Origin of the sequence: Bacillus cereus group sp. BfR-BA-01360 (assembly GCF_022663595.1) — a bacterium.
Classification (GTDB): domain Bacteria; phylum Bacillota; class Bacilli; order Bacillales; family Bacillaceae_G; genus Bacillus_A; species Bacillus_A cytotoxicus.
Genome location: NZ_JAKUFV010000010.1, coordinates 42,899 through 69,641 on the forward strand (window position 1 = coordinate 42,899; position 26,743 = coordinate 69,641).

Genomic DNA, 26,743 nt, shown 5'->3' on the forward strand with positions numbered 1-26,743 from the left:
AATAGTTGAAAAGAAGGAGGGGTGATGATGGAAGAGTACGTATTAGAGCTCTATAACATGTTATATACGACAGATTGGCAAGATGTTATTTCCTTTCTGGGAATATTGTTTTGTATGAAGATGGTTCTTTTATATATGGAAGAGCATCGTATGTTCTATTCTTTCTCATCCCTGTCGGATTTACAGCAGGAGCCGATTTTCAAAAATATCCATATGTATAATCAGGAATTGCCGTTTATCCTATTCTTTATGATTCGCTTTATCACAGCGGTTGTAAAGAAAAAGGAAAGCGAAGAAGAAGACTGTGATGATCCCCCTTGTCATATAGCGCATGCTTTATAAGCTTAAATATAAGGAGGAGATTTACATGTGGTTTCGATTTCTTATGATCGGTTTCTTTTCAGCAACAGCCATTTTATTAATGGGATATCAAGTGTCTGAAATTTTTCAAGCGTATAGCGATATGTTTTTTAAGAAAAACTAATCGCATTGCTATTTCAACTCATAAGCGATACAATCCTTCTTAAGAAAGAGAATTAAGGAGGATTTTTTCTTTTTTGAACTTGTTTGTGTCAAAGTATTGTCACATTTTCACTATGCATAATATGTTAAAATAGTGAAGTTCATGATACATATGGAAAAGAAGAGGGAGTGAACAAATTGGCGGGTCATTCAACAAATCAGAAAAGCTATGCTTCCATTGTGATAACGCTTTCTATAATTGTTAATGCGATTATTTTATTTTTATTTTTTGGACCTGTAGGTTATAAGGGAGAAGTACATTTTGATGTAACGATCTTACCGATGTTAAATGCGATTTTTAACAGCTTTACATTTGTTTTCTTATTGGCGGGATTATTCTCCATTATTAAGAAAAATGTAAAAATGCATCGCGGTTTTATACTTGCGGCATTTACGACAACTTTGTTATTTTGTGTATCGTATTTAACGTATCATTACTTAGCACCAGCAACACATTTTGGAGGAGAAGGTGTCATTAAATATGTATATTTCTTTATTTTAATTACACATATTTTTCTCGCGGCCATTATCGTACCGCTCGCTTTATTCTCACTTGTGTTCGGTTTTACAAACCAGTTAACACGCCATCGTAAAATTGTGCGTTGGACGATGCCAATCTGGTTATATGTAAGTCTTTCTGGTGTTATTGTGTACTTAATGATTTCACCTTATTATTAATCAAAAATCTCAGCTATTAAAAAGGCTGAGATTTTTTTTTATGGACAGTGAATATTTCTGAATAACAAGAAAAAACGGTATGCAAAAATTTCGTAATCTAACGCAGCTTATATTGGTCAAGGGGGCAATTAGATGAATTGAGAAATGAAATTCCATTATTTAAGGAAACGGTTCTTCTCGTATATGGAGGAAGATAGAAACATATAGTGACCTTCTTGATGTATTCCGAGAAGGTTGTTTTTGGATGAGTTTGAATGTTTTTGGTTGATTTGTGTGAGGGTTTTTATTATACTGTAATCAAAGAAGAGGTGAATGATATGTTAACGCCTGAACGTCATCAGCTTATTTTAAAGCTTGTGAAGGAATATAATGTTGTGAAATTGCAGGAGTTAGTAGAAAGGACAAAAAGTTCGGAATCAACTATTCGTCGTGATTTAGCACAGCTAGAAAAACAACGCTTATTAAAAAGAGTGCATGGTGGAGCTTCCGTGTTATCGGGAAAAGGTCAAGAGCCTACAATGGTTGAAAAATCAACCAAAAACATTCAAGAAAAACGAGCGATTGCTAGTTTGGCAGCTTCTTTAGTTGAAAAGGGTGATTGTATTTATTTAGATGCAGGGAGTACAACGTTTGAAATGATTCCATATTTAATAAATAAGGATGTGACAGTTGTCACAAATGGATTGATGCATATAGAGGCTTTAGTTGAAAATCATATTCGTGCATATCTGCTTGGTGGAATGATGAAAAGTCAAACAAAAGCTTTAATTGGTGCAATGGCACAAGAAAGTATGCAGAAATATCGATTTGATAAATGTTTCTTAGGAGCAAATGGTGTGCATGAACAACTTGGATATACAACGCCAGATCCAGAGGAAGCACTACTAAAAAAAATGGCATTAACATTAGCGAATGAAGGATATTTTTTAGTTGATGAAAGTAAGTTTTCCGAAGTTGCGTTTGCTAAGATTGCTAATATTGAAGATGCGAAAATGATTACTAACGCACTAGAAGAGATAGAAGAATATAGGAAAAAAACGAATGTGATTGAGGTTGATAAATCATGATCTATACAGTGACATTAAATCCATCTATTGATTATGTTGTTCAAGTAGAGCCCTTTATGTTAGGAACTGTGAACAGAGCGGAAAAAGATATGAAATTCCCCGGAGGAAAAGGAATTAATGTATCACGCGTACTCCATCGTCTTGGTGTTCAAAATATTGCTCTTGGTTTTACAGGAGGATTTACAGGAGAATTCATTAAAAGTGTATTGAAAAGTGAAGATATTAATACTGATTTTGTTCAAGTAGATGGAGATTCAAGAATCAATGTGAAAATAAAAGGAAAAGAAGAAACGGAATTAAATGGCCAAGGTCCAATGATTACAGAAGAGCAGTTTCAGCAGCTTATGAAGAAGTTTGAAAAGATGCGAGCGGGGGATTTTGTTGTATTGGCTGGAAGCATTCCGTCCTCTATTCCTAAAAATTTCTATGAACAAATAGCGATGTATGGAGAAGAACGTGGTATTCAAGTAGTTGTTGATACAAGTGGTAGTGCTTTAAAGCATGTTATGAAAAATAACCCTTTTCTATTGAAGCCAAATCATTATGAACTTGGTGAATTGTTTGGAAAGGAACTTTCAACTGTAGAAGACATCCTTCCGTATGGAAAGAAATTAATTGCACAAGGTGTACAAAATGTTATTGTTTCTATGGCAGGAGAGGGCGCATTATTGTTTACAAATGATGGTGTGTATGAGGCAACTGTACCGAAAGGACAAGTTGTGAATTCCGTTGGAGCAGGAGACTCTCTTGTTGCAGGGTTTGTAGGAATATATGAACAAACAAAAGATATAATAAAAGCATTTCAATATGGTGTTGCAACAGGAAGTGCAACCGCGTTCTCAGCAGACTTATGTACGAAAGACAAGGTAGAAACATTATTATCGCAAGTAATCGTTACAAAACGATAGGGGGAACAGTATATGAAAATTACAGAATTGCTAAAAAAAGATACCATTATTATGGATTTGACAGCTTCAGATAAAGAAGCTGTCATTGATGAATTAGTAGAACGGTTGGAGAAAGCAGGAAGGTTAAATAGTCAAGCGGAATTTAAAGAAGCCATTTTAAAGCGAGAGGCACAAAGTACAACAGGAATTGGAGAAGGGATTGCAATCCCGCATGCGAAAACAAAAGCAGTTAAAGAACCTGCCATTTGTTTTGGAAGAAGTGTAAGCGGTATCAATTATGAATCTCTTGATGGACAACCTGCACACTTGTTTTTTATGATTGCTGCAAGTGAAGGGGCGAATAATACACACTTAGAAACTTTATCCCGTTTATCTACGTTATTAATGGATGAAGAATTTCGAAAACAACTATTAGAAGCGACAAGTCAAGAGGAACTTCTTCGTTTATTCGATGAGAAAGAGAATGAAAAAGAAGAGCATGTTGAGAATGTGAAACTTAAGAAAGATGAACCATATGTATTGGCAGTAACTGCTTGTCCGACTGGTATCGCTCACACATATATGGCTGCAGATAGTTTGAAAGCAAAAGCAGCGGAGTTAGGGATTGCGATAAAAGTAGAAACAAACGGCTCAACAGGTGTTAAAAATACTTTAACAAAAGAAGATATTGAACGAGCAACAGCTATTATTGTTGCAGCTGATAAACAAGTGGAAATGAATCGTTTCACTGGAAAATATGTAATACAAGTGCCGGTTGCAGATGGAATTCGGAAATCAGAACAACTCATTCAACGTGCGATTAAACAAGATGCACCGGTTTTCCAAGGAGTAAAAGATAGTGGAAACGCTGAAAAGACGGAAGAAGAACAAGGATTTGGTATATATAAGCACTTAATGAATGGCGTAAGCAATATGTTACCGTTTGTAGTTGGCGGCGGTATATTAATTGCATTAGCGTTTTCCTTTGGAGGAATTAAAGCGGAAGGACCTATAGCAGAGATGTTAATGAGTATTGGCGGCGGGAAAACGGGTGCGTTTCTATTTCTCGTTCCAATATTAGCAGGATTTATTGCGAGTTCTATTGCTGATCGTCCTGGATTTATGCCAGGGATTGTCGGTGGATTTCTAGCAGCACAAGCAAATGCTGGTTTTCTTGGTGGACTAATTGCGGGTTTTTTAGCAGGATATGTTGTTCTTGGTTTGAAAAAGGCATTTGCGAATTTACCAGTTCAGTTAGAAGGGATTAAGCCAGTTTTACTATATCCAGTCTTTGGACTATTAATTACAGGAATTTTGATGACGAAAGTTGTAAACCCACCTGTAGTTGCGCTGAATGAAGTTTTAACAAATTGGTTAAATAGTTTAGGTGGAACAAATGCTATCTTACTAGGGCTTATTTTAGGTGGTATGATGGCTATTGATATGGGTGGTCCAATTAATAAAGCTGCATTTACATTCGGAATCGCAGCAATTGAAGCTGGGAACTCTGGGATACATTCAGCTGTTATGGCTGGGGGAATGGTTCCTCCGCTTGCAATTGCACTTGCGACAACAATTTTTAAAGCAAAATATACAGAGGCAGAGCGTAAATCAGGGTTTACTAATTACATTATGGGAGCATCGTTTATTACGGAAGGTGCAATTCCGTTTGCAGCTGCAGATCCAATTCGTGTTATTGTAAGTTGTGTAGTTGGTTCAAGTATGGCTGGTGCATTATCGATGTTATTTCATATTACATTGCCCGCTCCTCATGGTGGCTTATTTGTTATTATGTTAGTGAATAAGCCCCTGTTATATATTCTGTCTATTGCAATTGGATCTATGATTTCTGCTCTTATGATGGGAATATGGAAAAAGAAAATACAATAAAAAATGTAAAGAACGGCTATCTAGTAGGTAGCCGTTCTTTTTTATAACGGTATATGTAATATTACCTTTTTAATTTGTAATAAAAAGGTAATATTATTTTGTTTCATGTAAAAAAATATGTATAGAAATAGAATAGAAATCTATTAAAAGTGATGTGAATCAAGGTAGAAAGGTAATTTTTTATATTCAAATGTATATTACAGACTATTAATAATTTGTTACGAATCGTTTGTAATTGTGTGATTTTCTTCATTAAAAAAAATCTGTTGTTATAATGAGGACACAAAAACAAAGCGAATGGAGGCTATTCATGAAAAAAATAGTTGGTATAGCAATAGCGGCGTTTTTTGGTTTTGGAATTTATGATTCTTCGGCTAAAGCGGAAACAGTTGTAACAACAGATGTACTCAATGTACGAGAAGAACCAACTGTGGAATCAACAGTTGTAGGAAAAGTGTTAAAAGGTCATGAACTACATGTTGTAAATACAGAAAATGGATGGTCACAAATTAAATGGAATGGTAAGGATGTATTCGTAAGCGCAGCGTTTACGAAAAATATGTATTATGTAACTGCAAATGCATTGAACGTACGTGCAGGAATGAGTGCGAGTTCAGAAATTCTCGGTACGCTAAAGAAAGATGATTTGATTGAAACAACGAATCAAATACAAAATGGTTGGCTACAATTTCATTATAATGGAAAAACAGCTTATGTTTATGCTTCTTTCTTAACAGAAAAAGCGCCTGTAAAAGTTGTAACACCTGTAAAGGAAAAAGCACCAGTAAAACAAGTGCAAACAAAGGCGCAAGTTGTACAATCAAAACCGGTAGTACAAGAAAAAAAGCAGACACAGGTAGTGCAATCAAAACCGAAAACTACAAGTGAACCTTCAGGTGGACGTGAACTAACGGTTGAAGCTACAGCATATACAGCTCATCCAAGTGAAAATGGTACATATGGCGGTCGAGTATTAACAGCAATGGGTCATGATTTAACAGCCAATCCGAATATGAAAGTGATTGCTGTTGATCCGAATGTGATTCCGTTAGGATCAAAAGTGTGGGTAGAAGGGTATGGAGAAGCGATTGCTGGTGATACTGGCGGTGCAATTAAAGGTAACCGTATTGATGTGTTAGTTGGCTCTGATGGAACTGCTAACCAATGGGGACGTAAGCATGTGAAAGTGAAAATTATAAAATAGTATATCATGAAAAAACCTGTTAGGAATTTCCTGACAGGTTTTTTGTATGTTAAAAGGGATATATAGTTCGACCAGTAATAATTTTATACATGCTACAAAATTGATTCTGTATATATTGTAGTGAATTGGATGATAATGAATCTTTATCAATTACTGTATGAAAGGAACGAAGCAGACAGTTTAACGCAAAATATAATTCTTCCTTGGTACAATCTTTTTCTTTTGTTGATATAGCAAGAATAAGTTCGTTTGTTAATTTTGAAAAATCAATAGGGGCTTGTCTTACATTCATGCTATCCTCTCCGATCATATTTTTTTATCATATATATGAAGAAGTGGAGAAATTATGTCTATTGTAAGAGTTTTATTAATATAATTTCATTTACCGAATTGAAAGAACTTGCATTTTAACAGTTAATATTGGTAAGATTGGATATAATGACGGAGTACATTACATAAAGAGAGTTGAAATATATGGAAGAAAAGCAACGTGAGAAAGTTGTTGTCATCATCGGTCCGACAGCTGTAGGAAAGACGAAGCTTAGCATTGAACTTGCAAAAGCGTTGAATGGTGAAATTGTTAGTGGAGACTCTATGCAAATTTATCGTACGATGGATATTGGGACTGCTAAAGTAACAGCTGATGAAATGGAAGGGATTCCGCATTATATGATTGATATTAAGGATCCAGAAGATTCGTTTTCTGTAGCGGAATTTCAAGAGCTTGTTCGCGGACATATTCGAGAAATTACAAAACGTGGGAAATTGCCGATTATTGTTGGTGGAACGGGTCTTTATATCCAATCTGTTCTATATGATTATCAATTTACAGATGAAGCAGGAGATACTGCATATAGAGAACGAATGGAAAAATTAGCTGAAGAACAAGGGGTAGAATTTGTACATAAAAAATTAGAAGAAGTAGATCCAGAAAGTGCAAAGCGTATTCATGCTAACAATGTAAGGCGTGTGATTCGAGCGCTAGAAATTTTCCAGACAACCGGGAAAAAAATGAGTGAGCAACTTGAAAAACAAAAAAATGAATTATTATATGATGTTGTCTTAATTGGCTTGACAATGGATCGTACAATGCTATATGATCGCATCAACTTACGTGTTGATCTTATGATGGAACAAGGGTTAGAGCAAGAAGTGAAACGCTTATATCAAAATGGTGTACGAGATTGTCAATCTATTCAAGCAATTGGTTATAAAGAGTTATATCGTTATTTTGCAGGAGCTACCTCGTTAGAAGAGGCGATATCGCAATTGAAAACAAATTCACGTCGATATGCGAAACGTCAATTAACTTGGTTTCGTAATAAAATGGATGTAGCATGGTTTGATGTTACAGATGGTGAAAAAACAGCAGAAATTTTGCGATATATAGAAGGAAAGCTCCAACTAAAGTCGAATAATAATTGAGTAGAGAAAAAGAGGAGGATTCGACATGAAGCAATCAATCAATATTCAAGATCAATTTTTAAATCAACTACGTAAAGAAAATACGTTTGTGACGCTGTACTTATTAAATGGTTTCCAGCTTCGTGGATTAATTAAAGGGTTTGATAACTTTACAGTTTTATTGGAAACAGAAGGTAAGCAACAGCTTATTTATAAACACGCTATTTCTACATTTATGCCTCAAAAGAATGTTGCAATTGAATTAGAATAGCAAATAAATGTACATAACAAAAAAGAGCGAGAAATCTCGCTCTTTTTTTATTTATCTTGCACTTTCATGGAAATAACAAGAAACATGATTTAGGTTAAGCGATTCTAAATATAGTAAGTCGGATGTTAGTATCGCCTGTAGCAGGAATTGAGATTTCACCTAGAGTGGATTGAACAGTAATATTTGTGCCGGCTGTCAATGTTTCAATTGTTGTGAAAGAAAGAGAAGAACCAATTACATTACCAGAGAAATTATCACTTGGTACGGCTCCGTTTTGCGAAATACCTACTCCGAATGGTGCGCAAGCAGGTGCAGTGATAGAAATTGAAAAACTGATAACATAAACGCCATCTTCAAGAATAGTAAGTGTGTCAGTCCCATTGAAATTAATATTTCTAAGGTTAGAACTTGTGCTAAAGACGAAATTTTCCCCTAAATCTACAGTTTGAGAGTTAGAATTTTGTAGAACGGCTGTTGCGACTGGAAAGCTAGCTCCTGTTGCCCCAGTAGGCCCTTGAGGTCCGGTAGCGCCGGTAGGTCCTTGGATGCCTTGAGGTCCTTGAGGTCCAGTAGCGCCGGTAGGTCCTTGGATACCTTGAGGCCCTTGAGGTCCAGTAGCGCCGGTAGGCCCTTGGATGCCTTGAGGCCCTTGAGGTCCTTGAGGTCCAGTAGCGCCGGTAGGCCCTTGAGGTCCTTGAGGTCCAGTAGCGCCGGTAGGCCCTTGAACGCCTTGAGGCCCTTGAGGTCCAGTGGCCCCTGTAGGCCCTTGAGGTCCGGTAGCGCCTGTAGGTCCTTGAACGCCTTGAGGCCCTTGAGGTCCAGTGGCCCCTGTAGGTCCTTGAACGCCTTGAGGCCCTTGAGGTCCGGTAGCGCCGGTAGGTCCAGTAGCGCCCGTAGGCCCAATTGTTCCAAATGGTGCAAATTCAATGAGTATAAGTTGTAATTCTTCAATTTGATCAATGATGCATTCAAGTATACAATCATCTAATCGGAATAATTTAGTGATGTATAGTAAATAGTTGACCAAGTTTTGAAGTTCAATAAATACGGCGCCTGGAACAAATGTAGGATTTTCTAATATGGTTATTAAATTTTTTATAATCGCAAGTCCGATTGCTTTTTGAGAAGAAGAAGTCTCTAAACATTTAATAAACTTTTTTAATAAGCATAATGTATCTATAAAATCTTCAATGGTCGATGGAGAAGGATTAAGGAATAGGTTAGGGATGGTTTTTGTTAAATGGGAGATAATTGCTCGGAATGTTCGAAGTTGGGATTTAGAAATCGGGATGGAGCTTAAGATTGGGATGCGTCCAGAATTATTAGGAAAACACGGTTTAGGTAGTTTATCATGACTATCAAAATAAGACATTCTTTTTTCTCCTTTCTTTTGGGATACGAACGAATTCATAATAGTAAATGCAAACAGGAAACAATCGGGACTAGTGAAAGTGGCTTGTTTCCGGAAAAATGAAGAAAATGCCTATTTTTAGGCATTTTCTGTTTGTGTTGCATAGAGATAATATCTTTTTAATGAAATTTTCGATTTAAAGCCGACTAATTTTATGATTTCTTGTTCAGGTATTTGTTGTTTAATTAATCGTAAAATAAATGTATTTCGAAAATGTTGGCTGGAAATACCTTTACGTAAGTTAGCTCTTTTTACTTCAAGGCGAATCATTTTCTGAATTGCAATTTCAGTCAGTGCCTTCGGTGCATCATTTTCATATACCCAGCGATATGTACCACGGTTAAAATCAAATGCAATGAAAAAGGGATCATCGCTATGATAATTAGGTCGAACTGGTTTAGGGATATTTTTATAATAAGTGTATAGCTGTTTCTTATCGTCGGTAGTTAAGATTATAGTTCTTTCGACCCCAGAAACTGCAGGGACAGAAATCGAGTTTGTTTCAAAATGAATATGATGCATATTTAGTGATACAAGTTCTTGTAAAGATAAGCCATAATCAATGAGTAAAATTAAAATAGAAATATTACGATCTATTAGTAATGGACGAACGGATTGCTGTTTTTCTGATAATCCCTCTAGTGAAGTAACAATACGTTTTAAACGTTGTTCTTCTTCGGGTGAAATAAAATCTTCATCCCGTAATGCTCGATTCGGTTGAATGACGATTTCCATATTTTTTAATGGATTTGGTAGGTTTAAAAATTGATACAATCTGTTCAACACGATAAATACGCGGTGCATTGTTTTTTCGGAGTAGTGTCGCTTCATTTTTAAATCATAAAAATAATCTTCATAGTCTTTTGTACAAAGTGTGGACCATATATTACTAGAGGGAAGCCTTTTATTTTTTTTTAGCCAATGTCCGAAATCTTCAATATCATAAACGTACCTTTTAATGGTTGAAGGCTTTCTACCTTTACTTAATAAAAAAGTAGAAAAGGCTTGCACTGTATCATGGAGCTCTGTTGTTTCCATAGTTCCACCACCCTAGTTATTTCTTATATTATAGCAAACTTTTCTGAAAATAGCCGTTTATAAGGTGAATATATGAATAGTATTATTGGATAAGTAGATAAAAAGAGGTGAGTACATGGAACAATCAATGCGAAAGAAAAATAATAATCAAATTAATATTGTGTTAAATCACCGAAAAAAATTTTCAGTACCTGCTTCGGAAAATAAGGCGCTTCTTTCTAATGAAACAGCTACAAAACATGAGATGCTACAGAAGATTGAAGAGGAGATGGGAAAGCTTGTTGGAATGGAAGAAATCAAAAAAATTATAAAAGAAATCTATGCTTGGATTTATGTAAATAAAAAGAGGCAAGAAGCAGGACTGAAATCAGAAAAACAAGTACTACACATGTTGTTTAAAGGGAATCCTGGCACAGGAAAAACAACCGTTGCAAGATTGATTGGGAAATTGCTATTTGAGATGAATGTTTTGTCGAAGGGCCATCTAGTTGAGGCAGAACGTGCTGATCTTGTTGGTGAATATATCGGACATACCGCACAAAAAACGAGAGATTTAATAAAAAAAGCGATGGGTGGCATTTTGTTTATTGATGAGGCATATTCGTTAGCGCGTGGTGGAGAAAAGGATTTTGGGAAAGAAGCAATCGATACACTTGTAAAGCACATGGAAGATAAGCAACATGGTTTTGTGTTAATTTTAGCTGGATATTCAAGGGAAATGAACCATTTTCTTTCTCTGAATCCAGGTCTACAATCGCGTTTCCCTTTTATCATTGAGTTTGCTGATTATACAGTAAATCAATTGTTGGAAATTGGGAAAAGAATGTATGATGAGCGAGAGTATCAGTTGTCGAAAGAGGCGGAGTGGAAGTTCCGCGATCATTTACATGCTGTAAAATATTCATCCCAAATTACATCTTTTAGCAATGGGCGATATGTTCGGAATATTGTGGAGAAATCCATTCGGACACAGGCGATGCGTTTATTGCAAGAAGATGCGTATGATAAACGTGATTTGATTGGGATAACGAGTAGTGATTTAACACTTGAAGAGGAAACGCACAGTCTCTAAACTGTGCGTTTATTTTTTATTTCGTATTTTTTGTTTTTGCGCGGTATTCTAATTTGCTTTTCGGACTTTGATCTGCTGCATCTGATGCAAGTCCTTGTGGATTAACACTATTACTTTGCCCGCGATTTCGTTTGTTATTTCCCTTAGCCATTAAAAAACCTCCTATTTTTCTTTTGCTTTTCGTTGATAGGCATTATGATAACGCTCCATCTTCAAACTTTTTTCATGCGCAGAATTAGGGTCGTGTTCAATTTGATTAACAGAGCTTTTTTGAGCTCCTTTGTTTACGTGATTGGTCATTAGATTCACCTCTCTTTAAAATTTAGTATGAGCACTCTAAAGAGAAAAAAACAATGGAAAAGAAAAAACCTCTTTACGTTACGTAGTAAAGAGGTATGATTGCTATTTATGAAGGGAACGCTCCTTATTTTCCAATCGTCTATGTGGTAAGTGCCATTTATAATGAATGGAAATCATACGGAAGCAAACAATGAAAATAAACAATGTATATAGAGCCCAGTCACTTACGATTATTTTGGCGCCGATTAAAAAACCTGCTAAAATCGTCCAAAAAGCATAGACCTCTGCACGAAGGACGAGAGGCTTACGACGTGCTAGTAAATCTCGAATGATACCACCGCCAATTCCTGTTAAAACAGCTGCAACAATTGTAGCACTAATAGGTAAATGAAGCTTTTGTGCATAAAGTGCACCTTGTACTGCAAATGCAGATAAGCCGATAGAGTCTGTTATATTTTCCCACCTTTTCCAATGTTTAATTAATTTATTAGGAAATAAAAAAATAATTGTCATTGACAATAGCGCGATTTGAAAAAGCATATCTTGTTGCCAAAACGCGCCGATTGGATAGCCGATGAGTAAATTGCGGAGGGCACCTCCCCCAAATGCAGTTGCCATTCCTAAAATATATACCCCAAAAATATCATAATCTTCTTCCATTGCAACAATTGCTCCGCTAAGTGCAAAAGCGATTGTACCAATGATACTAAAAATCTCCCATGCCATGAATTTTCTCCCCCGCTAACTAGATGAAATGTGCTTCCTCTGCTATTATATTAGAAGGCTTAAAATTCGAAAAGGATGAGTGAATATATTTGATGGAAGAAAAAGAAAAAGTCATATTAGTTGGTTGTCAGTTACCACAAGATGATGATGAACGGTTTATGTATTCAATGACAGAACTTGCTTCACTTGCAAAGACGGCGCGTGCAGAAGTCCTTCTTTCCACAACACAAAAGCGCCCGAAATTTCATCCAGCCACTTATATTGGAAAAGGAAAATTAGACGAACTTGTCACGCTTTCAGAGGAATTAGAACCGGATGTTATTATATTTAATAATGAATTAACACCTAGTCAAATTCGTAATATATCTTCTGTTTTAGATGCGAGAGTCATTGATCGAACGCAACTCATATTAGATATTTTTGCTCAGCGTGCAAAATCAAGAGAAGGGAAGTTGCAAGTTGAGCTGGCTCAGCTACAATATATGATGCCGCGTCTTATGGGACAAGGATTAGTGTTATCACGGCTTGGAGGTGGAATTGGTACGCGAGGCCCAGGTGAAACGAAACTGGAAACAGATCGAAGACATATTCGGTCTCGTATTGATGAAATTAAGAAGCAGTTAGCAGTCGTTGTAGAGCATCGAAAAAGATATCGCGAACGACGAAAAAATAATCAAACATTCCAAGTAGCATTAATTGGTTATACGAATGCCGGAAAGTCTACGTTATTTAATAGATTAACGGAAGCAGATGCATTCGAAGAAAATTTACTGTTTGCAACGTTAGATCCAACGACAAGAAAAATGCAATTACCTTGTGGTTATACGGTATTGCTTACTGATACAGTTGGATTTATTCAAGATTTACCGACTTCATTAGTTGCCGCGTTTCGTTCGACTTTGGAAGAGGCCGGCGAAGCTGATGTGATTTTACATGTTGTTGATGCTGCAGATCCGAATTATGCAGGGCATGAACAAACAGTAAAACAATTATTAACGGAACTTGGGATTGATCATATTCCGGTTATTACAGTGTATAACAAGAAAGACAAATTACATCAAAATTTTATTCCATTTCCGAAAAGCGATTTTCTTATGACAAGTGCATTTCAAGAAAATGACTTATTCAATTTAAAACAGGCAGTGGAAAAGAAAATGATTGAAGAGATGGAACCGTATAAAGTTAAGATTCCTCCAAGTGAGGGGAGGTTGTTGGCGCTTTTAAAAACGGATACGGTATTAACGAGTATGGTATTTAAAGAAACTGAATTGTTATACGAGTGTACAGGGTATATATTTACTCATTCTGCACTCAACGAATCACTGCAAAGATTTTTAGTGGGAAAAGGAGAATAGAAGCATCATGTTTGATCGTTTGAAAAATGGAGAAAAACTTGCCCCAATTGTAAAAGAAATAGAAAGTCAAATTCAAGACATACATAAACGTGTGGATGAAGTAATTGAAAGCAATCAATTTCGTGTATTAGAAAGTTTTCGTAAACATAAAATTAGTGATTCACACTTTATCCCGACAACAGGGTATGGTTATGATGATATTGGGCGAGATACGTTAGAAAAAGTGTATGCAGATGTATTTGGAGCGGAAGCTGGACTTGTTCGTCCGCAAATTATTTCCGGTACGCACGCAATTTCGACAGCTTTATTTGGTATATTACGCCCAGGTGATGAATTATTATATATTACAGGAAAGCCATATGATACGTTAGAAGAGATTGTTGGTGTACGTGGTAAAGGTGTTGGTTCTTTTAAAGAATATAACATTGGATATAATGCAGTTCCATTAACAAGTGAAGGGCGCGTTGATTTTAAAGCAGTGGAAGCTGCGATTCATGAAAAAACAAAAATGATTGGTATTCAGCGTTCAAAAGGATATGCAACTCGTCCATCATTTACAATTGCAGAAGTGAAAGAAATGATTTCATTTGTAAAGGAAATCAAACCAGATGTTGTTGTATTTGTAGACAACTGTTACGGTGAATTTATTGAAGAGCAAGAGCCATGTCATGTTGGCGCGGACTTAATGGCTGGCTCTCTTATTAAAAATCCAGGCGGCGGTATTGTAAAAACAGGCGGCTATATTGTCGGAAAAGAAGAATATGTAGAAGCTTGCGCTTATCGCCTGACATCTCCAGGTATTGGAGCGGAAGCAGGTGCGTCTTTATATAGTTTGCAAGAGATGTATCAAGGCTTCTTCTTAGCGCCGCACGTTGCTGGTCAAGCGCTAAAGGGAGCGATTTTTACCGCGGCCTTTTTACAAAGGTTAGGGATGAATACATCGCCAACTTGGGATGCTCCGAGAACGGATTTAATTCAATCTGTTCAATTTGATGATAAAGAGCGTATGATCGCGTTTTGTCAAGCGATTCAATATGCATCCCCTATTAATTCGCACTTTACACCGTATCCGAATTATATGCCTGGTTATGAAGATGATGTGATTATGGCTGCGGGTACGTTTATTCAAGGTGCGAGTATTGAGTTATCGGCAGATGGTCCGATTCGTCCGCCATATGTTGCTTATGTGCAAGGTGGTTTAACATATTCTCATGTTAAGATTGCGATTTGTTCTGCAATTGATGCGCTAATTGAAAAAAACTTATTAACGATTTCTTGAGGGGAAGCTGTCGATTTTTTCGGCAGCTTTTTTAGTTTGTTTTTCGATTTTAAAAAAGAATAAAAAATTTACAAAAAAATCATGTAAGAAAAGCTAACATGTATTGACATCAAACATAACATAATATAAAATGAGAAACAGTTAAGGCGAAGGAGGAACTGAAACAATGAAAGAAGATAGACGTTCTGCCCCGCTGTTTCCTATTGGAATTGTAATGGATTTAACACAACTATCTGCTCGTCAAATTCGCTACTATGAAGAACACAATTTGATTTCTCCAACCCGTACAAAGGGAAATCGTAGATTGTTTTCATTTAACGATGTAGATAAGTTGTTGGAAATTAAAGACTTGTTAGATCAAGGGCTAAACATGGCTGGTGTTAAACAAGTATTACAAATGAAAGAAAATCAAACAGAAGCAGTGAAAACAAAAGAAGAAACAAAAGAAATTTCAAAAGCTGAGCTTCGTAGAATTCTTCGAGATGAATTGCAACATACTGGTCGATTCAATCGAACTTCATTACGACAAGGTGATATTTCGAGGTTTTTTCACTAAGGGTTACTGATTCTGAAGGTGATTAGAGGGATTAAGGAGGAATTTATAATGGCAAAGTATACGAAAGAAGATATTTTTCGTTTAGCGAAAGAAGAGAATGTAAAATACATCCGCTTGCAGTTTACAGATCTTTTAGGAACAATTAAAAACGTAGAAATTCCAGTAAGCCAATTAACAAAAGCATTAGATAACAAAATGATGTTTGATGGATCTTCAATCGAAGGATTCGTACGTATTGAGGAGTCCGATATGTATTTATATCCAGATTTAGATACTTGGGTAATCTTCCCTTGGACTGCTGAAAAAGGGAAAGTCGCTCGTTTAATTTGTGATATCTATAATGCTGATGGAACTCCGTTTGAAGGGGACCCGCGTAATAACTTAAAACGTGTCCTAAAAGAAATGGAAGCGTTAGGTTTTACAGACTTTAATCTTGGACCAGAGCCAGAATTCTTCCTATTTAAAGTTGATGAAAAAGGGAATCCAACATTAGAACTGAATGATAATGGTGGATACTTCGACCTTGCGCCGATGGATTTAGGGGAAAACTGTCGTCGTGATATCGTTCTTGAACTTGAAGAAATGGGATTTGAAATTGAAGCATCTCACCATGAAGTTGCGCCAGGACAACACGAAATTGATTTTAAATATGCAAGCGCAATCCGTTCATGTGATGACATTCAAACATTTAAACTTGTTGTAAAAACAATTGCTCGTAAACACGGTTTACACGCGACCTTTATGCCAAAACCACTATTTGGAGTAAATGGTTCTGGTATGCACTGCAACTTATCATTATTTAAAAATGGAGAAAACGTATTTTACGATCAAAACGGTGACTTACAATTAAGTGATGATGCACGTCATTTTATTGCAGGTATTTTAAAACACGCGCCAGCATTTACAGCGGTAGCAAATCCAACGGTAAACTCTTACAAACGTTTAGTACCTGGATATGAAGCACCTTGTTACGTAGCATGGTCTGCACAAAACCGTAGCCCATTAGTGCGTATTCCGGCATCTCGTGGTATAAGTACACGTGTTGAAGTGCGTAGTGTTGACCCAGCTGCAAATCCATATCTAGTAATGGCAACATTATTAGCAGCAGGCCTTGACGGAATTAAAAATAAATTAACTCCGCCAGCTGCAGTAGACCGCAACATCTATGTAATGACAAAAGAAGAGCGTGAAGAAGCAGGTATCGTTGACTTACCAGCAACATTAGCGCAAGCATTACTTACACTACAATCTAACGAAGTGATATGTAAAGCGTTAGGAGAACACTTACTCGAACACTTCATCGAAGCGAAAGAGATTGAATGGGATATGTTCCGCACGCAAGTTCACCAATGGGAACGCGATCAATATATGTCTCTTTACTAATATTTAAAAAATAAAAAACGCGGTTTCTGTACAATAAGGAACCGCGTTTTTTATTGATTTGCAACCATTGACTATCTGAAGATGCTTTTCCGAGAGTTTTTACTGCTTCTTCTTGTGCTCCAGGTAAAATATGCGAGTACTTATTTAAAGTAATGAAAACAGCTTTATGACCTAAACGTTCCGATACAATTTTAGGATGTACACCTTGTTTCAATAATAAGGTAGCATGTGTATGACGTAGATCATGAAAACGAATCACTTTTAATCCAGACTTCTCAATATATGTTTTAAAGTTTACATGGAATTGTGAACGAAATACTAAATTGCCTAATTGAGAGCAGACAACAAAATCTAAATTGCGATAAGCTTGTCCGGCTTTTAATTTTTCTTAGTTTATACGCAATTTATGTTTTTGTAGTGCTTCTATAGTTCCATTGTCAATTGGAATTAGACGTTTAGAGTTTTTGGCTTTTTGTATCTAAAATTAATTTACAGTCGTGAGATAATGATTGATTGAAATCGTCTTGTTTTTGAAATCAATGTCTTGCCAACGAAGACCTAAGATTTCTCCCATACGCATGCCTATAGTGATTGCTAATACATAAGCAATGTGATATCGTGATTTTTGAGATACGTTTATAAAGGGCTTCACCTCTTCCTCATCCCACACTTGGAATGAGATTTTTTCTTTTCTTGGACTTTCTACCATTCTTGCAGGGGTAAATGGAATCAGTTTAAATTTTATGGCTTGATTTAAGGCTGTACTTAGAACTGTATGAACTAAATGAATCGTATTTGCAGCCATAACTTCACTTAATTTGCTATAGAATCGTTGAATGTGCATAGCGTTCGATTTTTCGAGCTTTATTTCACCTGAATGAGGAATTAAGTGATTTTTTATAATTCCTTTATACTCATCATAGGTACTTTTCTTTACATTAATTTTTTTAGCTTCAATCCATTCATTTAAAAAGGTTTTTACTGTAACTTTAGATGGTTGAATGAAAGTCCCCTCATTCGATTCAGTAATTTTTTTCGCAACATCTGCTTGAGCTTCTTTTTTCGTTTTATATCCCGAAAATCATTTCTATCTTCTTTTACCTGTCTCCGGATCTGGCCTGATATCGACAACAATGCACCATTTTGTTCCTCTTTTTTGAATATGTCCTTTCACTTTAAACACTCCTTCATTATGATTTGAATCTTGTGTAAGTCAGTTGTAATTTTTTCGCTATAAAACTACATTTTGGACATATCAGCGATGAGTTTATAACAAAGGCGTTATTTTATAGCAATGTGAAAAGAGCACACAGAAAATGTGTACTCATAACAATATAAATTATTTTAAGGACCATGATATATCATCAAGGGCTTTATAAATATAACTATACATGTGGTAAAAGAGATACTTTGGATTGTATTTTTGTTTCCAGTTCATAATAATTACCTTTCATACAAATAGTTTAATTATATTATACAGTTGTTAATTTGAATGTTAAGAAAACTAGATGTAAATTAAGGTGAATTTAAACAAAATTCTTATTTTATTAAGAAACAAGGAATGGTAGATAAATGAATACATGAATGCTTGGATGTTAGTGGTGTAAAAGCAAAAGAACCCTTTATAAAAAGGATTCTTTTGGCAGTTAACTTAACAATCATAATCATAATCATAATCATGGTCGTGTCTATGGCAATATTCATTGCAATGATTGTTCTGATCATTACAGCAAATACAAAAGGTTTTTTTGATAAATAAGCTCAAAAAACCAGGTTGAGAACTAGAGGTTGAGACGGTGAGGCTTTCAAAATTTTCAACTTGAAAAAATCTTGTAGCTCCTGTAGGTATAGTCACGGTAATGGGTGAATTAGTATTTCTTGATCGAATGGTTACGGTCATAGGAAGTTCCTTTTCAGGTACTAATAGCTGAAGGAAAGTTGAATTTGGATTTTCGGAAAAATCTTCAAAAATAGTTTGAGCGGCTCCAGGTAATATTGTAATGGTTAATGGGATATTACCAGTTAAATTTTCTCTAAAACCGGCTATAGTGTGAGTATCGATAAAGCAATTATTGGTTGATTGAAATGAATGGGAAATTTTTTGGTTTTTATAATACTTTTTACCATCTTTATAAAAGTAATCAGCCATATTTATGTTACTCTCCTTTCTTTGAGATATCTATATAGAGTATTCATTAGAAAGGAGAAAGGCTTATACAGAAAAATAAAATCCGCTTTATCAATTTGAACTAAAACGCTATTAAGTTGAAAGAGTGTAGATATGAAGACAGAAATTGATCTCCAAAATATCGATACAGCTATTCAGGCTTTATTAGAGATTAAAAAGGAATACATGAAAGTAAAGGGATTCAATAAAGAAGCTAAATACTATAAATACAACATGTTAGAATCAAACATTCATTTAATCATTAATCACTTTGATAAGTCACGAAAACTTTGGAATTGCAAATACGGAAAACACGAGCCTTACTTCGGAAACTTGCTTAAACGATTTTCGAATTTAGAGAATCTCAATCACTATATAAAAGAAATGAAACTGTTACGAGAAAGAGGGGGATGAAATGCATCCTAAAAGACGAGATAATCAAGATCGTTATTTACGGGCTGCTCAAGTAAAAGGATTTATTAAAAAGACAGCAGATAATAAAGGATTGACTAAAGAGCAAGTGCATCAAAGATTGACAACAAATTACAAAAAGATGTTCAAAATTGAGGTTCTTACGCACTTTTGGTGAAGGAATACAAGAAATGGTATAGTAAGATAAAAAGGAGTATTCCATTTTATGTATATTGTTATTCCTTCATTTGAAGGTATTGAACTTATGTCTTCGTTTCAAGCGACCCACACTCATGTTTATATCCTAAAATCCATCTGTAAATCATGCCCCTGCCCTTCTTGTGGAAAGATTTCATCACGAGTACATAGTCGTTATACACGTTTTGTTCAAGACTTAGCTATTCAACAAACATCTATTCACTTACAATTACAAGTAAAGAAATTCTTTTGTGATAGTCCAGCATGCTCGACACGGATATTTACCGAGCGATTCGCGTGGCTTCAATCATATCAACGAAAAACGAATCGCTTGCAAGAAATTTTACAGAAAATTGTTCTATCCATAAACTGTACAACTGCATCTAAAGTGACGGAATCACTAGGATTTCAAACAAGTCATGATACACTTCTTCGCTTACTCTATAAAATGGAGCCGTCTACGTACCAAAACTTATTTAACATTGGAATTGATGATTTTGCTTTTAAAAAACGCAATCGCTAGTCTCTCGATCACATCTCTTACGGTCTATATGGAGTGAGGTGGAATATGAAGAGTGGAAAAATAGCATACCAGAAATATTTCGAACAGAGTTTCCTAAGTTGAAAAAAGTTCATCGCATGATTCAAGATTTCCCATCTATTGTTCGTGAAAAACGAGCTAAAGGCTTAGCAAATTGGCTTATAACATATAAAGATATTCCATTTCCTGCTATTCGAACGTTTATAAATTATGTGGAGAAAGATATAAAAGCAATTACTGCAGCATGTTCTCTTTCATTTAGTAACGGCATAACAGAAGGACATATTAATCGACTTAAAACAATCAAACGAATGATGTATGGACGTGCGAGTAGCAAACTATTAACACAAAGAGTGTTAATAACTTTGTAGGAAAACATCCAAATCTCTTTACATGGGGACATATAGATCCTCACCAAAAGTGCGTAAGAACCACTTTAGTTTAGCGGTTACACCTTTATACCCCTTGGCTTGTAATTCTTTAAAAATTCTAGTTCCGATTCATCCTTTACCCACATATTCTCGAACGATTTCTTCAAATGGCGCGATTAACTTATCTTCTTTTTCTTTTCTTTGATAAGTAGGGAATTTCTCTGCCTTTAATGCTTTTCTTACTGTATTTCTTGAAACACTTAATAATTTGGTAATAGATCGAATGGAATGTCCTTCTTGTTTTAATGCTCGAATGGTTGTCCACTTTTCGATTGTAATCATCCCCTTACTTGCAACTCCTCTCATTTTGCTATGAGAGAATTGTATTTTCTGTTTTAGAGGTGGGTCAATTTTCGTTGCGAAAAGTGGATCAGTTTTCATTGTAAATCTACAACTAGCTGATGATGCACACTGCCATCGCAAACTACCGAGGGATATGGGAGGAACTGACGAGTTCAATAACCTAATTATTGTACATGAATTTGTTCACAGACTGATACACGCCACAAATGAAGAGATGATTAGAAAATATATGATAATACTTCAATTGAACGATAAACAATTGAAGAAAATAAACAAGCTCCGTAAAGTTTGTAATCTAGTTGTTTTAGTATAAAAGGATAAGATGGGACGCTGTATGCGATGAAAGTCGCACGTACAGTGTTAAGCGGGGGAAAAGATGGAGATAACTTCAAAGTCTTACCTATCGCAACTAATTGAAAGAGCAGGTCTTGAACAAAGATTGCTCAAGACCTGCTTTTAATATACACGTTTAACTGTTAATAAATGGTGAAAACTGGTCGGCATATTTAGTAGGTGTAAATTATAAAAAGGATCTTCCATTAGTATTTCTTGGACAGCGACCTCATCATCTGAGTTAACTAAAATAACGCCACCTATTCTAGGATCACGTCGTCCAGAAAAAATGAAGCTGTTCCTTTTGTAATGTTTATCTAAGAAATCTACATGCTCTTGCAGAAAATTTTCAACGACATTTAATGGTTTCACATACTTTAAAAGAACTATAAACATAGCTTCATCACCCTTCTAGGTATATCTTTATATATATATATTCATTATACACCTAAAATTTTGAAAAGTATTTTAGTAAACTAAAAAAATCTATTCTTTTTACTTTTATGATTAAACGGTATGAATTTATTTCAAAACTATTGCAAGAGAAATCTTAATAAAATCCTTATTTTGGAGAAGGTGAGGTGAAGGGCTTGGAATTGTTTTTATGGATAATTATCTTCATTTTACTTGGTCACATTGTTTGTATAAATCTTGATTTAAAGCACTTAGAAAAGCGTTTAGATAATTATAATCAAATAATGGATATATAGAATCAAAAGATTGATGAAACGTGGAGGTATATTAATAAACTTTAACCAAAACGCTATTTTGTAGAATAAGATAGTTATGGAAGAGTTAGAAAAGAGAAATCCCTTGACGAGTCTATCAAAGGATTTCTTGTTTACAGAAGTGTATGACTATCAAGGTGTAGTGAATGTGATAGTTCCTGATGAATCAGAGGAACGTATAGAGTCCACCTTTTTTACATACAGCATATAAGTTCCTACGGGAGCTGGCTTATTAGTTGTAAAAGTAAATGAACCAGTACCTTTAAACGTACCAGAACCGAAGATAGTAGAAGAACCATCTGGTTCCATTTTTAAGAAGGCGTACGTTATTCTTTTACCATCAACTGTTTTTTGATCAACATTAAAAGTGATATGTCCTGCATTATTCACATAGATGTAACCGAATTGTCTAGGATCAGATAAACTTGAGAAACTATAAGAATATTGTTCTGAGAGTAATGACGATTGTAGTAGCGGTTTAATTTCTAAGGGGTTATGCGCTTGTTGAGGTGACGCGGCGTGTGCCATGCCTCCAGGTAATAAAATCCCAGTCGCTAATGCTCCAATAGCTAATTTTTTTAACATAAATACATCTCCTATTCTATATTGGTTATCTATCAATTTAGTAATATAACCTAATTGACATACTAAATAATACCAATTAAGAAAAGGAAATGCTGTCATATTTTGTAAGTTGATGGAAATTTTTAAAGAATATGACGAAAATATGAACAAAAATTTCATTTTGTACAGATTAGAAGATTATTCAATAGATAAAGAACAGCTAGCACAAGTTCATCGCTGATCTTCAAATGGACTTTAACGCGGCGTGTATTTGTTTGGAGGAACATGGGGGTATGTGTATGCGAGATAAGATTATAAAAGCAGCCCCCTTATGAACTGCACCCTCTAAATTTGTTTGTATGACTTCATAAACAGTTTGGAGATTAGGATATTTTTCGAAACAACGCTCTCAATCCCTTCTTTCTGAGGTATTCAGATGATTGGGATGAATCCAAAACCATCTGACAAGACGTTTTCTAGCTATTTGATAGGTAGGAGATGGGTGATTCGCATGTTTCTGTGTGCGCCTTATCCCTCCAACAAGTGTGCACACAGCCGAAAAGGTGCCGTTATCCGCCTTCTTACGGATAAGTGGATCAATCGTTTTAAGTGTTTTTCCCTCTTTTTCAAGACGCATAATAGATTCAAGACACCCTTGAGCTGGACTGATGCGCCAACGATTGGTAGTAGGTGGAGTCATCATTTTCATGTATTTTTTAATCGTTCTCCAATTTAAATGATATTCTTTCGTTAGGGAATTGATAGATTTCCCGGAGCGATGGGCTTTCTTTATTTCTTGAATCAAGTCCCACTTTCGTTTCTGGCGTATGAGTTTTATTTTTTCTGCTTTTGTTAACGCTGTTTCAATGGAAATAGATGAAGTTTCATTCCAAGTAATAGTAGAAGGAACGGCTGACAAGAGGAACGTATCTAAATGTTTCCTAGCATTTTTAATAAAATACCAGCGATCATATACTTGAAGAATAGAAGAACTTGCGTCAGAAATTCCTTGACGAAAACTTGTAAAACCATCGTAACTCACGACTTGAATGTGAGGAGGTTGTTTCAACCATTCCGCTAGTGTTTCAGGTGAACGATTCGGTAATAGCGCTAATGGTCTATGATAACGTAGATCACAAATAAGTGTCCCATACTGGACTTAACCAAGAGATAGGGTACATCATGGTTTACTCCTTTTCTTTTATTATATCAATGTAGTACACAAAAGAGCAATTCACCAAAAGTCCGTAAGAACCACTTTCATTTTGCACTAAACAGGATTTTATAAGGACTCTAAAAATTTTATCTGGACAATAAAAAAAGTAAATTAGTATCACTAAATAATATAAGATCTGAAAAATATCAAAATTTTCAGTTGAGTATTTGGAATTTTATAATACGGATAATACACTACTCTATTCAATTATAAATAGTTTACTCCACTTACACTGTAATAGGATAGGATTAGACAAAAGTGTGGAACTAAAAGTCAGAACAATAATAAGTAATTACTTAAAATATGTTATCAATAATAACAACCTTTAATGGATTGTATCGCTATTTACCCATACTATTTTCGTAGTTCAGCCATATTGCGTATTTAGCATTTCAAGATTCTTATAAAACCCACAGAGTCATTGTAATTGTCTCTGTAGGTTTTATGTATTGGCTCAAATCCTTTTGAGAGGAATTATCTTTGTATATTAATTTTAATTTTTTGTTTTTTTTATTTTCAACACCCTATGCGACTTTTTATTTGTTGTAGTTGTATGGTAGCTTTTTCTCTAGCACGACTTGCCCCTTTGTGTAAAATACTTTGCAAGAAGTCTAAATTCTCTATGTACATATGATACTTCTTACGTGGCTGTTCCAGCTCCCGATTTACTACATCAAACACCTCTTGTTTAACCTGTCCCCACCCTATGCCAGTTTGATAGTGCTCTTTCATTTTTTCTATTTCTTCTGATGTGGCGAACTCTTTGTATAATGCAAATAACGGTGAAGTAGTATGGTCTTTGGGTTCTGTTGGTAGTGTAGAATCTGTCTTAATTTTAAATATGAGTTTTTTCAATTTGGATGGGTCTTCAAATAATGGAATCACATTTCCGTAACTTTTACTCATCTTCCTACCATCTAGGCCAGGAAGCATTTCTGTATTTTCCTGTATTATATATTCTGGAAGAGAGAACGTTTCTCCATATGTATGATTGAAGTATGAGGCTATATCTCTTGCTATTTCTACATGTTGAATTTGATCTTTTCCTACAGGGACAAAATTAGATTGAAACATTAATATATCAGAAGCCATAAGGATGGGATATGTATACAATCCCATGTTAATTCCATGATCAATATCTATGCCTTCTTCTCGATTTTTGTTAATCTTACCTTTATAGGCATGGGCGCGATTCATTAATCCTTTTGGTGTTAGGCAAGATAAAATCCAATGCAACTCCAAAATCTCTGGTATGTCGGATTGGCGATAAAAAATTACATTTTCAGGGTCTAGACCAAGGGCCAACCAAGCAGCTGCAATTTCATATGTAAAGTTTCGGAAATATTCTGAATTCTGAATAGCATTTAATGCATGGTAGTCTGCTATAAAATACATTCCCTGTAGATTTGAATTCTTTGCCATTTCTAATGCTGGTTTAATCGCTCCAATATAGTTTCCAAGGTGGGGATGGCCTGTCGGTTTAATTCCTGTTAATACAATAGGTTTATTCATATCGTTTACCTCCCAAGTGTAAAAAAGTAAAATAAAAAAGGATTCCTTATCCAAAGAAGAACGAGAGATCCCATAGTACCACCCTCATTAGTTGTACAAAACAAATCGCTTTGTGCATTCTAAAATACAGTTTCTTTTTTGTAAAGGAGGAATAATTCGTCAAATCTTTTTTCTATAGTTTCAGATTGAGGTTCTATAGCCCGTTCCACAACTTTACGCACACTGATTTTTAGCAACTATCATCTCCCTAAAGTGCTACAAATATGTACTATTCTCTATTCATTATATATAAGAATACCTCTTTCTTTACATTTTAACTATATTTTCAAAAAATTCAATCTATATTATATAGATTTAGATTTCTGGAGGCTTTGTTACAAAGTTTCTTAACAGATAAAAAGTTGGTATGAGTGGTTAGCATTGTATTTAAGCATTCATTATAATTGCCAGTATGAAATATCATAAATAATGAAGGATAATGTTAAAGAATTGATTGAATATGGCGAACGGATTCCACACTACCATAAGGATTTCCTTATAATTTTATTTTGGAGTCACAGAAGCGGTTGCATTTCCCTGGCGAATTGGTTTTTCTTCCAAATTGGATTATAGGAGGAAGCAATGAAATATGCACCGTTCATTCCTTACTATGAATCTGAAATATACAAAAATAAAATTGATTACTACAAAGATTTAGAAATGTAACTCTTGAAACTAAGTAAGGATACCATAAAACTTGTACGCAACCCTTATAAAAGAGCTGTAAGCTCATTTTTAATCCTTTATGACAACCCTTACGCCTCGAAACAGTGGGAACAGATTAGAGAATATTTTTATAATGATAAAAATGATTCGAAAGGAATTTCATTTAAGCAATTTTTATATTATGTCAAAGATATGGATCCGAAGTCCAGTCAGTTAGATCAACATGTTTCACAACAATATATAGAGAGGGAAGAAAAGGTTATCAAACAAAATATAAAATTAGAGAATTTTAATACAATAGTTCCAAAGTTGGAGAAAGAATATAGATTACTTTCTTCTGATATATCACTCCTTACAAACTCCAATCACCATAGGGCACATCAAATGATTTATAAAGGAAACTATGCAGATGATGATAGTACAAACCAACACTTCCCTTCATTACCAACCTATCGAAGTTTTTATGATGAAGAAGCTCTAAACCTTGTTTCAGAAATATTTACTGATGATTTTGAAGCATATGGATATAAGAAGAATGAAATTAATTTTTAACTCATATGCTTATACTCCCACTATGCATAGAGTCCCTTT

Annotated in this window: 28 protein-coding genes and 5 pseudogenes; 18 read left to right on the plus strand and 15 right to left on the minus strand. The window is 35.1% G+C overall.

All coding sequences use genetic code 11. The annotated features are described in order from the left end of the window. The first annotated feature begins 24 nt into the window (after window positions 1–24). The 6 genes from MR056_RS11395 (at window position 25) to MR056_RS11420 (ending at window position 6,248) form a co-directional block, all read left to right on the plus strand. Window positions 25–342 (plus strand): hypothetical protein, encoded by a 318-nt coding sequence (locus tag MR056_RS11395; protein ID WP_081428391.1) that lies wholly within the window; start codon window positions 25–27, stop codon window positions 340–342. Window positions 343–660: 318 nt separating this feature from the next. Continuing rightward, entirely contained in the window at window positions 661–1,200 is a 540-nt protein-coding gene (locus MR056_RS11400; RefSeq protein WP_012094832.1) for a DUF420 domain-containing protein, read from the plus strand. Window positions 1,201–1,517: 317 nt separating this feature from the next. Next, entirely contained in the window at window positions 1,518–2,267 is a 750-nt protein-coding gene (locus MR056_RS11405) for a DeoR/GlpR family DNA-binding transcription regulator (RefSeq protein ID WP_012094831.1), read from the plus strand. Then, on the plus strand, window positions 2,264–3,175 hold the full coding sequence (pfkB, locus tag MR056_RS11410) for a 1-phosphofructokinase (protein WP_087095214.1): 912 nt from the start codon (window positions 2,264–2,266) through the stop codon (window positions 3,173–3,175). Before MR056_RS11405 ends, pfkB begins: the two co-directional genes overlap by 4 nt. Window positions 3,176–3,187: 12 nt before the next feature. After that, window positions 3,188–5,044 (plus strand): PTS fructose transporter subunit IIABC, encoded by a 1,857-nt coding sequence (locus MR056_RS11415; RefSeq protein ID WP_087098963.1) that lies wholly within the window; start codon window positions 3,188–3,190, stop codon window positions 5,042–5,044. 310 nt (window positions 5,045–5,354) lie between these two features. Beyond that, window positions 5,355–6,248 carry a 3D domain-containing protein gene (locus tag MR056_RS11420; protein ID WP_012094828.1) on the plus strand — a complete coding sequence of 298 codons (894 nt, stop codon included), beginning with the start codon at window positions 5,355–5,357 and terminating at the stop codon, window positions 6,246–6,248. Between the two features lie 49 nt (window positions 6,249–6,297). Here the strand turns inward: MR056_RS11420 and MR056_RS11425 are convergent, their stop codons facing one another. Continuing rightward, complete coding sequence (locus tag MR056_RS11425; protein WP_012094827.1) at window positions 6,298–6,540, minus strand: hypothetical protein; 243 nt, start codon at window positions 6,538–6,540, stop codon at window positions 6,298–6,300. Window positions 6,541–6,722: 182 nt separating this feature from the next. On the opposite strand from MR056_RS11425, the gene miaA reads away from it, so the two are divergent. After that, window positions 6,723–7,673 carry a tRNA (adenosine(37)-N6)-dimethylallyltransferase MiaA gene (gene miaA, locus MR056_RS11430; protein WP_012094826.1) on the plus strand — a complete coding sequence of 317 codons (951 nt, stop codon included), beginning with the start codon at window positions 6,723–6,725 and terminating at the stop codon, window positions 7,671–7,673. A 25-nt stretch (window positions 7,674–7,698) separates the two neighbouring features. Beyond that, window positions 7,699–7,923, plus strand: coding sequence for an RNA chaperone Hfq (gene hfq, locus MR056_RS11435; RefSeq protein ID WP_012094825.1), 225 nt, complete (start codon window positions 7,699–7,701; stop codon window positions 7,921–7,923). Window positions 7,924–8,017: 94 nt separating this feature from the next. Here the strand turns inward: hfq and MR056_RS11440 are convergent, their stop codons facing one another. Next, complete coding sequence (locus MR056_RS11440; RefSeq protein WP_242136559.1) at window positions 8,018–9,295, minus strand: Gly-Xaa-Xaa repeat protein; 1,278 nt, start codon at window positions 9,293–9,295, stop codon at window positions 8,018–8,020. Window positions 9,296–9,412: 117 nt separating this feature from the next. After that, window positions 9,413–10,372 carry a tyrosine-type recombinase/integrase gene (locus MR056_RS11445; RefSeq protein WP_048723335.1) on the minus strand — a complete coding sequence of 320 codons (960 nt, stop codon included), beginning with the start codon at window positions 10,370–10,372 and terminating at the stop codon, window positions 9,413–9,415. A gap of 115 nt (window positions 10,373–10,487) precedes the next feature. Between MR056_RS11445 and spoVK the strand changes: the two genes are divergently transcribed. Beyond that, window positions 10,488–11,444 carry a stage V sporulation protein K gene (gene spoVK, locus MR056_RS11450; RefSeq protein ID WP_012094822.1) on the plus strand — a complete coding sequence of 319 codons (957 nt, stop codon included), beginning with the start codon at window positions 10,488–10,490 and terminating at the stop codon, window positions 11,442–11,444. A gap of 16 nt (window positions 11,445–11,460) precedes the next feature. Here the strand turns inward: spoVK and MR056_RS22270 are convergent, their stop codons facing one another. The 3 genes from MR056_RS22270 to MR056_RS11460 all read right to left on the minus strand — a co-directional run bounded on the left by MR056_RS22270 (window position 11,461) and on the right by MR056_RS11460 (window position 12,470). Further along, window positions 11,461–11,595: a hypothetical protein gene (locus MR056_RS22270; RefSeq protein WP_255815853.1), complete on the minus strand. Its 135-nt coding sequence runs from the start codon at window positions 11,593–11,595 to the stop codon at window positions 11,461–11,463. An 11-nt stretch (window positions 11,596–11,606) separates the two neighbouring features. Further along, on the minus strand, window positions 11,607–11,744 hold the full coding sequence (locus MR056_RS11455; protein WP_012094821.1) for a hypothetical protein: 138 nt from the start codon (window positions 11,742–11,744) through the stop codon (window positions 11,607–11,609). A gap of 102 nt (window positions 11,745–11,846) precedes the next feature. Then, window positions 11,847–12,470: a trimeric intracellular cation channel family protein gene (locus MR056_RS11460; RefSeq protein WP_012094820.1), complete on the minus strand. Its 624-nt coding sequence runs from the start codon at window positions 12,468–12,470 to the stop codon at window positions 11,847–11,849. Between the two features lie 92 nt (window positions 12,471–12,562). On the opposite strand from MR056_RS11460, the gene hflX reads away from it, so the two are divergent. From hflX to glnA, 4 genes are all read left to right on the plus strand, one after another. Continuing rightward, a complete protein-coding gene (gene hflX, locus MR056_RS11465; RefSeq protein WP_048723337.1) occupies window positions 12,563–13,825 on the plus strand; it encodes a GTPase HflX in 1,263 nt (420 codons plus the stop codon). Between the two features lie 7 nt (window positions 13,826–13,832). Further along, a complete protein-coding gene (locus tag MR056_RS11470) occupies window positions 13,833–15,104 on the plus strand; it encodes a methionine gamma-lyase family protein (protein WP_012094818.1) in 1,272 nt (423 codons plus the stop codon). A gap of 166 nt (window positions 15,105–15,270) precedes the next feature. Next, window positions 15,271–15,660 (plus strand): transcriptional repressor GlnR, encoded by a 390-nt coding sequence (glnR, locus tag MR056_RS11475; RefSeq protein WP_012094817.1) that lies wholly within the window; start codon window positions 15,271–15,273, stop codon window positions 15,658–15,660. A gap of 48 nt (window positions 15,661–15,708) precedes the next feature. Then, window positions 15,709–17,043: a type I glutamate--ammonia ligase gene (gene glnA / locus MR056_RS11480; RefSeq protein ID WP_012094816.1), complete on the plus strand. Its 1,335-nt coding sequence runs from the start codon at window positions 15,709–15,711 to the stop codon at window positions 17,041–17,043. Here the strand turns inward: glnA and MR056_RS22665 are convergent. The 4 genes and pseudogenes from MR056_RS22665 to MR056_RS11495 all read right to left on the minus strand — a co-directional run. Then, a pseudogene (locus MR056_RS22665) lies at window positions 16,958–17,386 on the minus strand (tyrosine-type recombinase/integrase); the annotation flags it as partial. The gene glnA and the pseudogene MR056_RS22665 overlap by 86 nt on opposite strands. A 141-nt stretch (window positions 17,387–17,527) precedes the next feature. Beyond that, window positions 17,528–17,848 carry a tyrosine-type recombinase/integrase gene (locus MR056_RS22875; protein ID WP_472926858.1) on the minus strand — a complete coding sequence of 107 codons (321 nt, stop codon included), beginning with the start codon at window positions 17,846–17,848 and terminating at the stop codon, window positions 17,528–17,530. Between the two features lie 21 nt (window positions 17,849–17,869). After that, window positions 17,870–18,073: pseudogene (locus MR056_RS22880) on the minus strand (N-terminal phage integrase SAM-like domain-containing protein); the annotation flags it as partial. Window positions 18,074–18,694: 621 nt separating this feature from the next. Then, window positions 18,695–19,192 carry a hypothetical protein gene (locus tag MR056_RS11495; RefSeq protein WP_048723339.1) on the minus strand — a complete coding sequence of 166 codons (498 nt, stop codon included), beginning with the start codon at window positions 19,190–19,192 and terminating at the stop codon, window positions 18,695–18,697. A gap of 132 nt (window positions 19,193–19,324) precedes the next feature. Here MR056_RS11495 and MR056_RS11500 point away from each other — a divergent pair, with 132 nt between their 5' ends. The 3 genes and pseudogenes from MR056_RS11500 to MR056_RS22885 all read left to right on the plus strand — a co-directional run bounded on the left by MR056_RS11500 (window position 19,325) and on the right by MR056_RS22885 (window position 20,731). Beyond that, the gene (locus tag MR056_RS11500) at window positions 19,325–19,624 is read left to right on the plus strand and encodes a hypothetical protein (RefSeq protein WP_048723341.1); all 300 of its coding nucleotides are present in this window, start codon (window positions 19,325–19,327) and stop codon (window positions 19,622–19,624) included. A 1-nt stretch (window position 19,625) separates the two neighbouring features. After that, window positions 19,626–19,799, plus strand: coding sequence for a hypothetical protein (locus tag MR056_RS11505; protein WP_164468637.1), 174 nt, complete (start codon window positions 19,626–19,628; stop codon window positions 19,797–19,799). 48 nt (window positions 19,800–19,847) lie between these two features. After that, a pseudogene (locus MR056_RS22885) lies at window positions 19,848–20,731 on the plus strand (transposase). 129 nt (window positions 20,732–20,860) lie between these two features. Here the strand turns inward: MR056_RS22885 and MR056_RS11520 are convergent. After that, window positions 20,861–21,172 carry a helix-turn-helix domain-containing protein gene (locus MR056_RS11520; RefSeq protein WP_049759257.1) on the minus strand — a complete coding sequence of 104 codons (312 nt, stop codon included), beginning with the start codon at window positions 21,170–21,172 and terminating at the stop codon, window positions 20,861–20,863. Window positions 21,173–21,185: 13 nt separating this feature from the next. Here MR056_RS11520 and MR056_RS22425 point away from each other — a divergent pair. Further along, a pseudogene (locus MR056_RS22425) lies at window positions 21,186–21,407 on the plus strand (group II intron reverse transcriptase/maturase); the annotation flags it as partial. Between the two features lie 143 nt (window positions 21,408–21,550). Here the strand turns inward: MR056_RS22425 and MR056_RS11525 are convergent. From MR056_RS11525 to MR056_RS11540, 4 genes are all read right to left on the minus strand, one after another. Continuing rightward, window positions 21,551–21,823 carry a YciI family protein gene (locus MR056_RS11525; RefSeq protein WP_235436423.1) on the minus strand — a complete coding sequence of 91 codons (273 nt, stop codon included), beginning with the start codon at window positions 21,821–21,823 and terminating at the stop codon, window positions 21,551–21,553. 464 nt (window positions 21,824–22,287) lie between these two features. Next, the gene (locus MR056_RS11530) at window positions 22,288–22,740 is read right to left on the minus strand and encodes a hypothetical protein (RefSeq protein WP_087095096.1); all 453 of its coding nucleotides are present in this window, start codon (window positions 22,738–22,740) and stop codon (window positions 22,288–22,290) included. A 388-nt stretch (window positions 22,741–23,128) separates the two neighbouring features. After that, on the minus strand, window positions 23,129–23,860 hold the full coding sequence (locus MR056_RS11535; protein WP_048723391.1) for a transposase: 732 nt from the start codon (window positions 23,858–23,860) through the stop codon (window positions 23,129–23,131). 591 nt (window positions 23,861–24,451) lie between these two features. After that, a complete protein-coding gene (locus MR056_RS11540; RefSeq protein WP_048723346.1) occupies window positions 24,452–25,447 on the minus strand; it encodes a tryptophan--tRNA ligase in 996 nt (331 codons plus the stop codon). Window positions 25,448–25,915: 468 nt separating this feature from the next. Between MR056_RS11540 and MR056_RS11545 the strand changes: the two are divergent. Continuing rightward, window positions 25,916–26,704: pseudogene (locus tag MR056_RS11545) on the plus strand (sulfotransferase family 2 domain-containing protein). Window positions 26,705–26,743 lie beyond the last annotated feature (39 nt).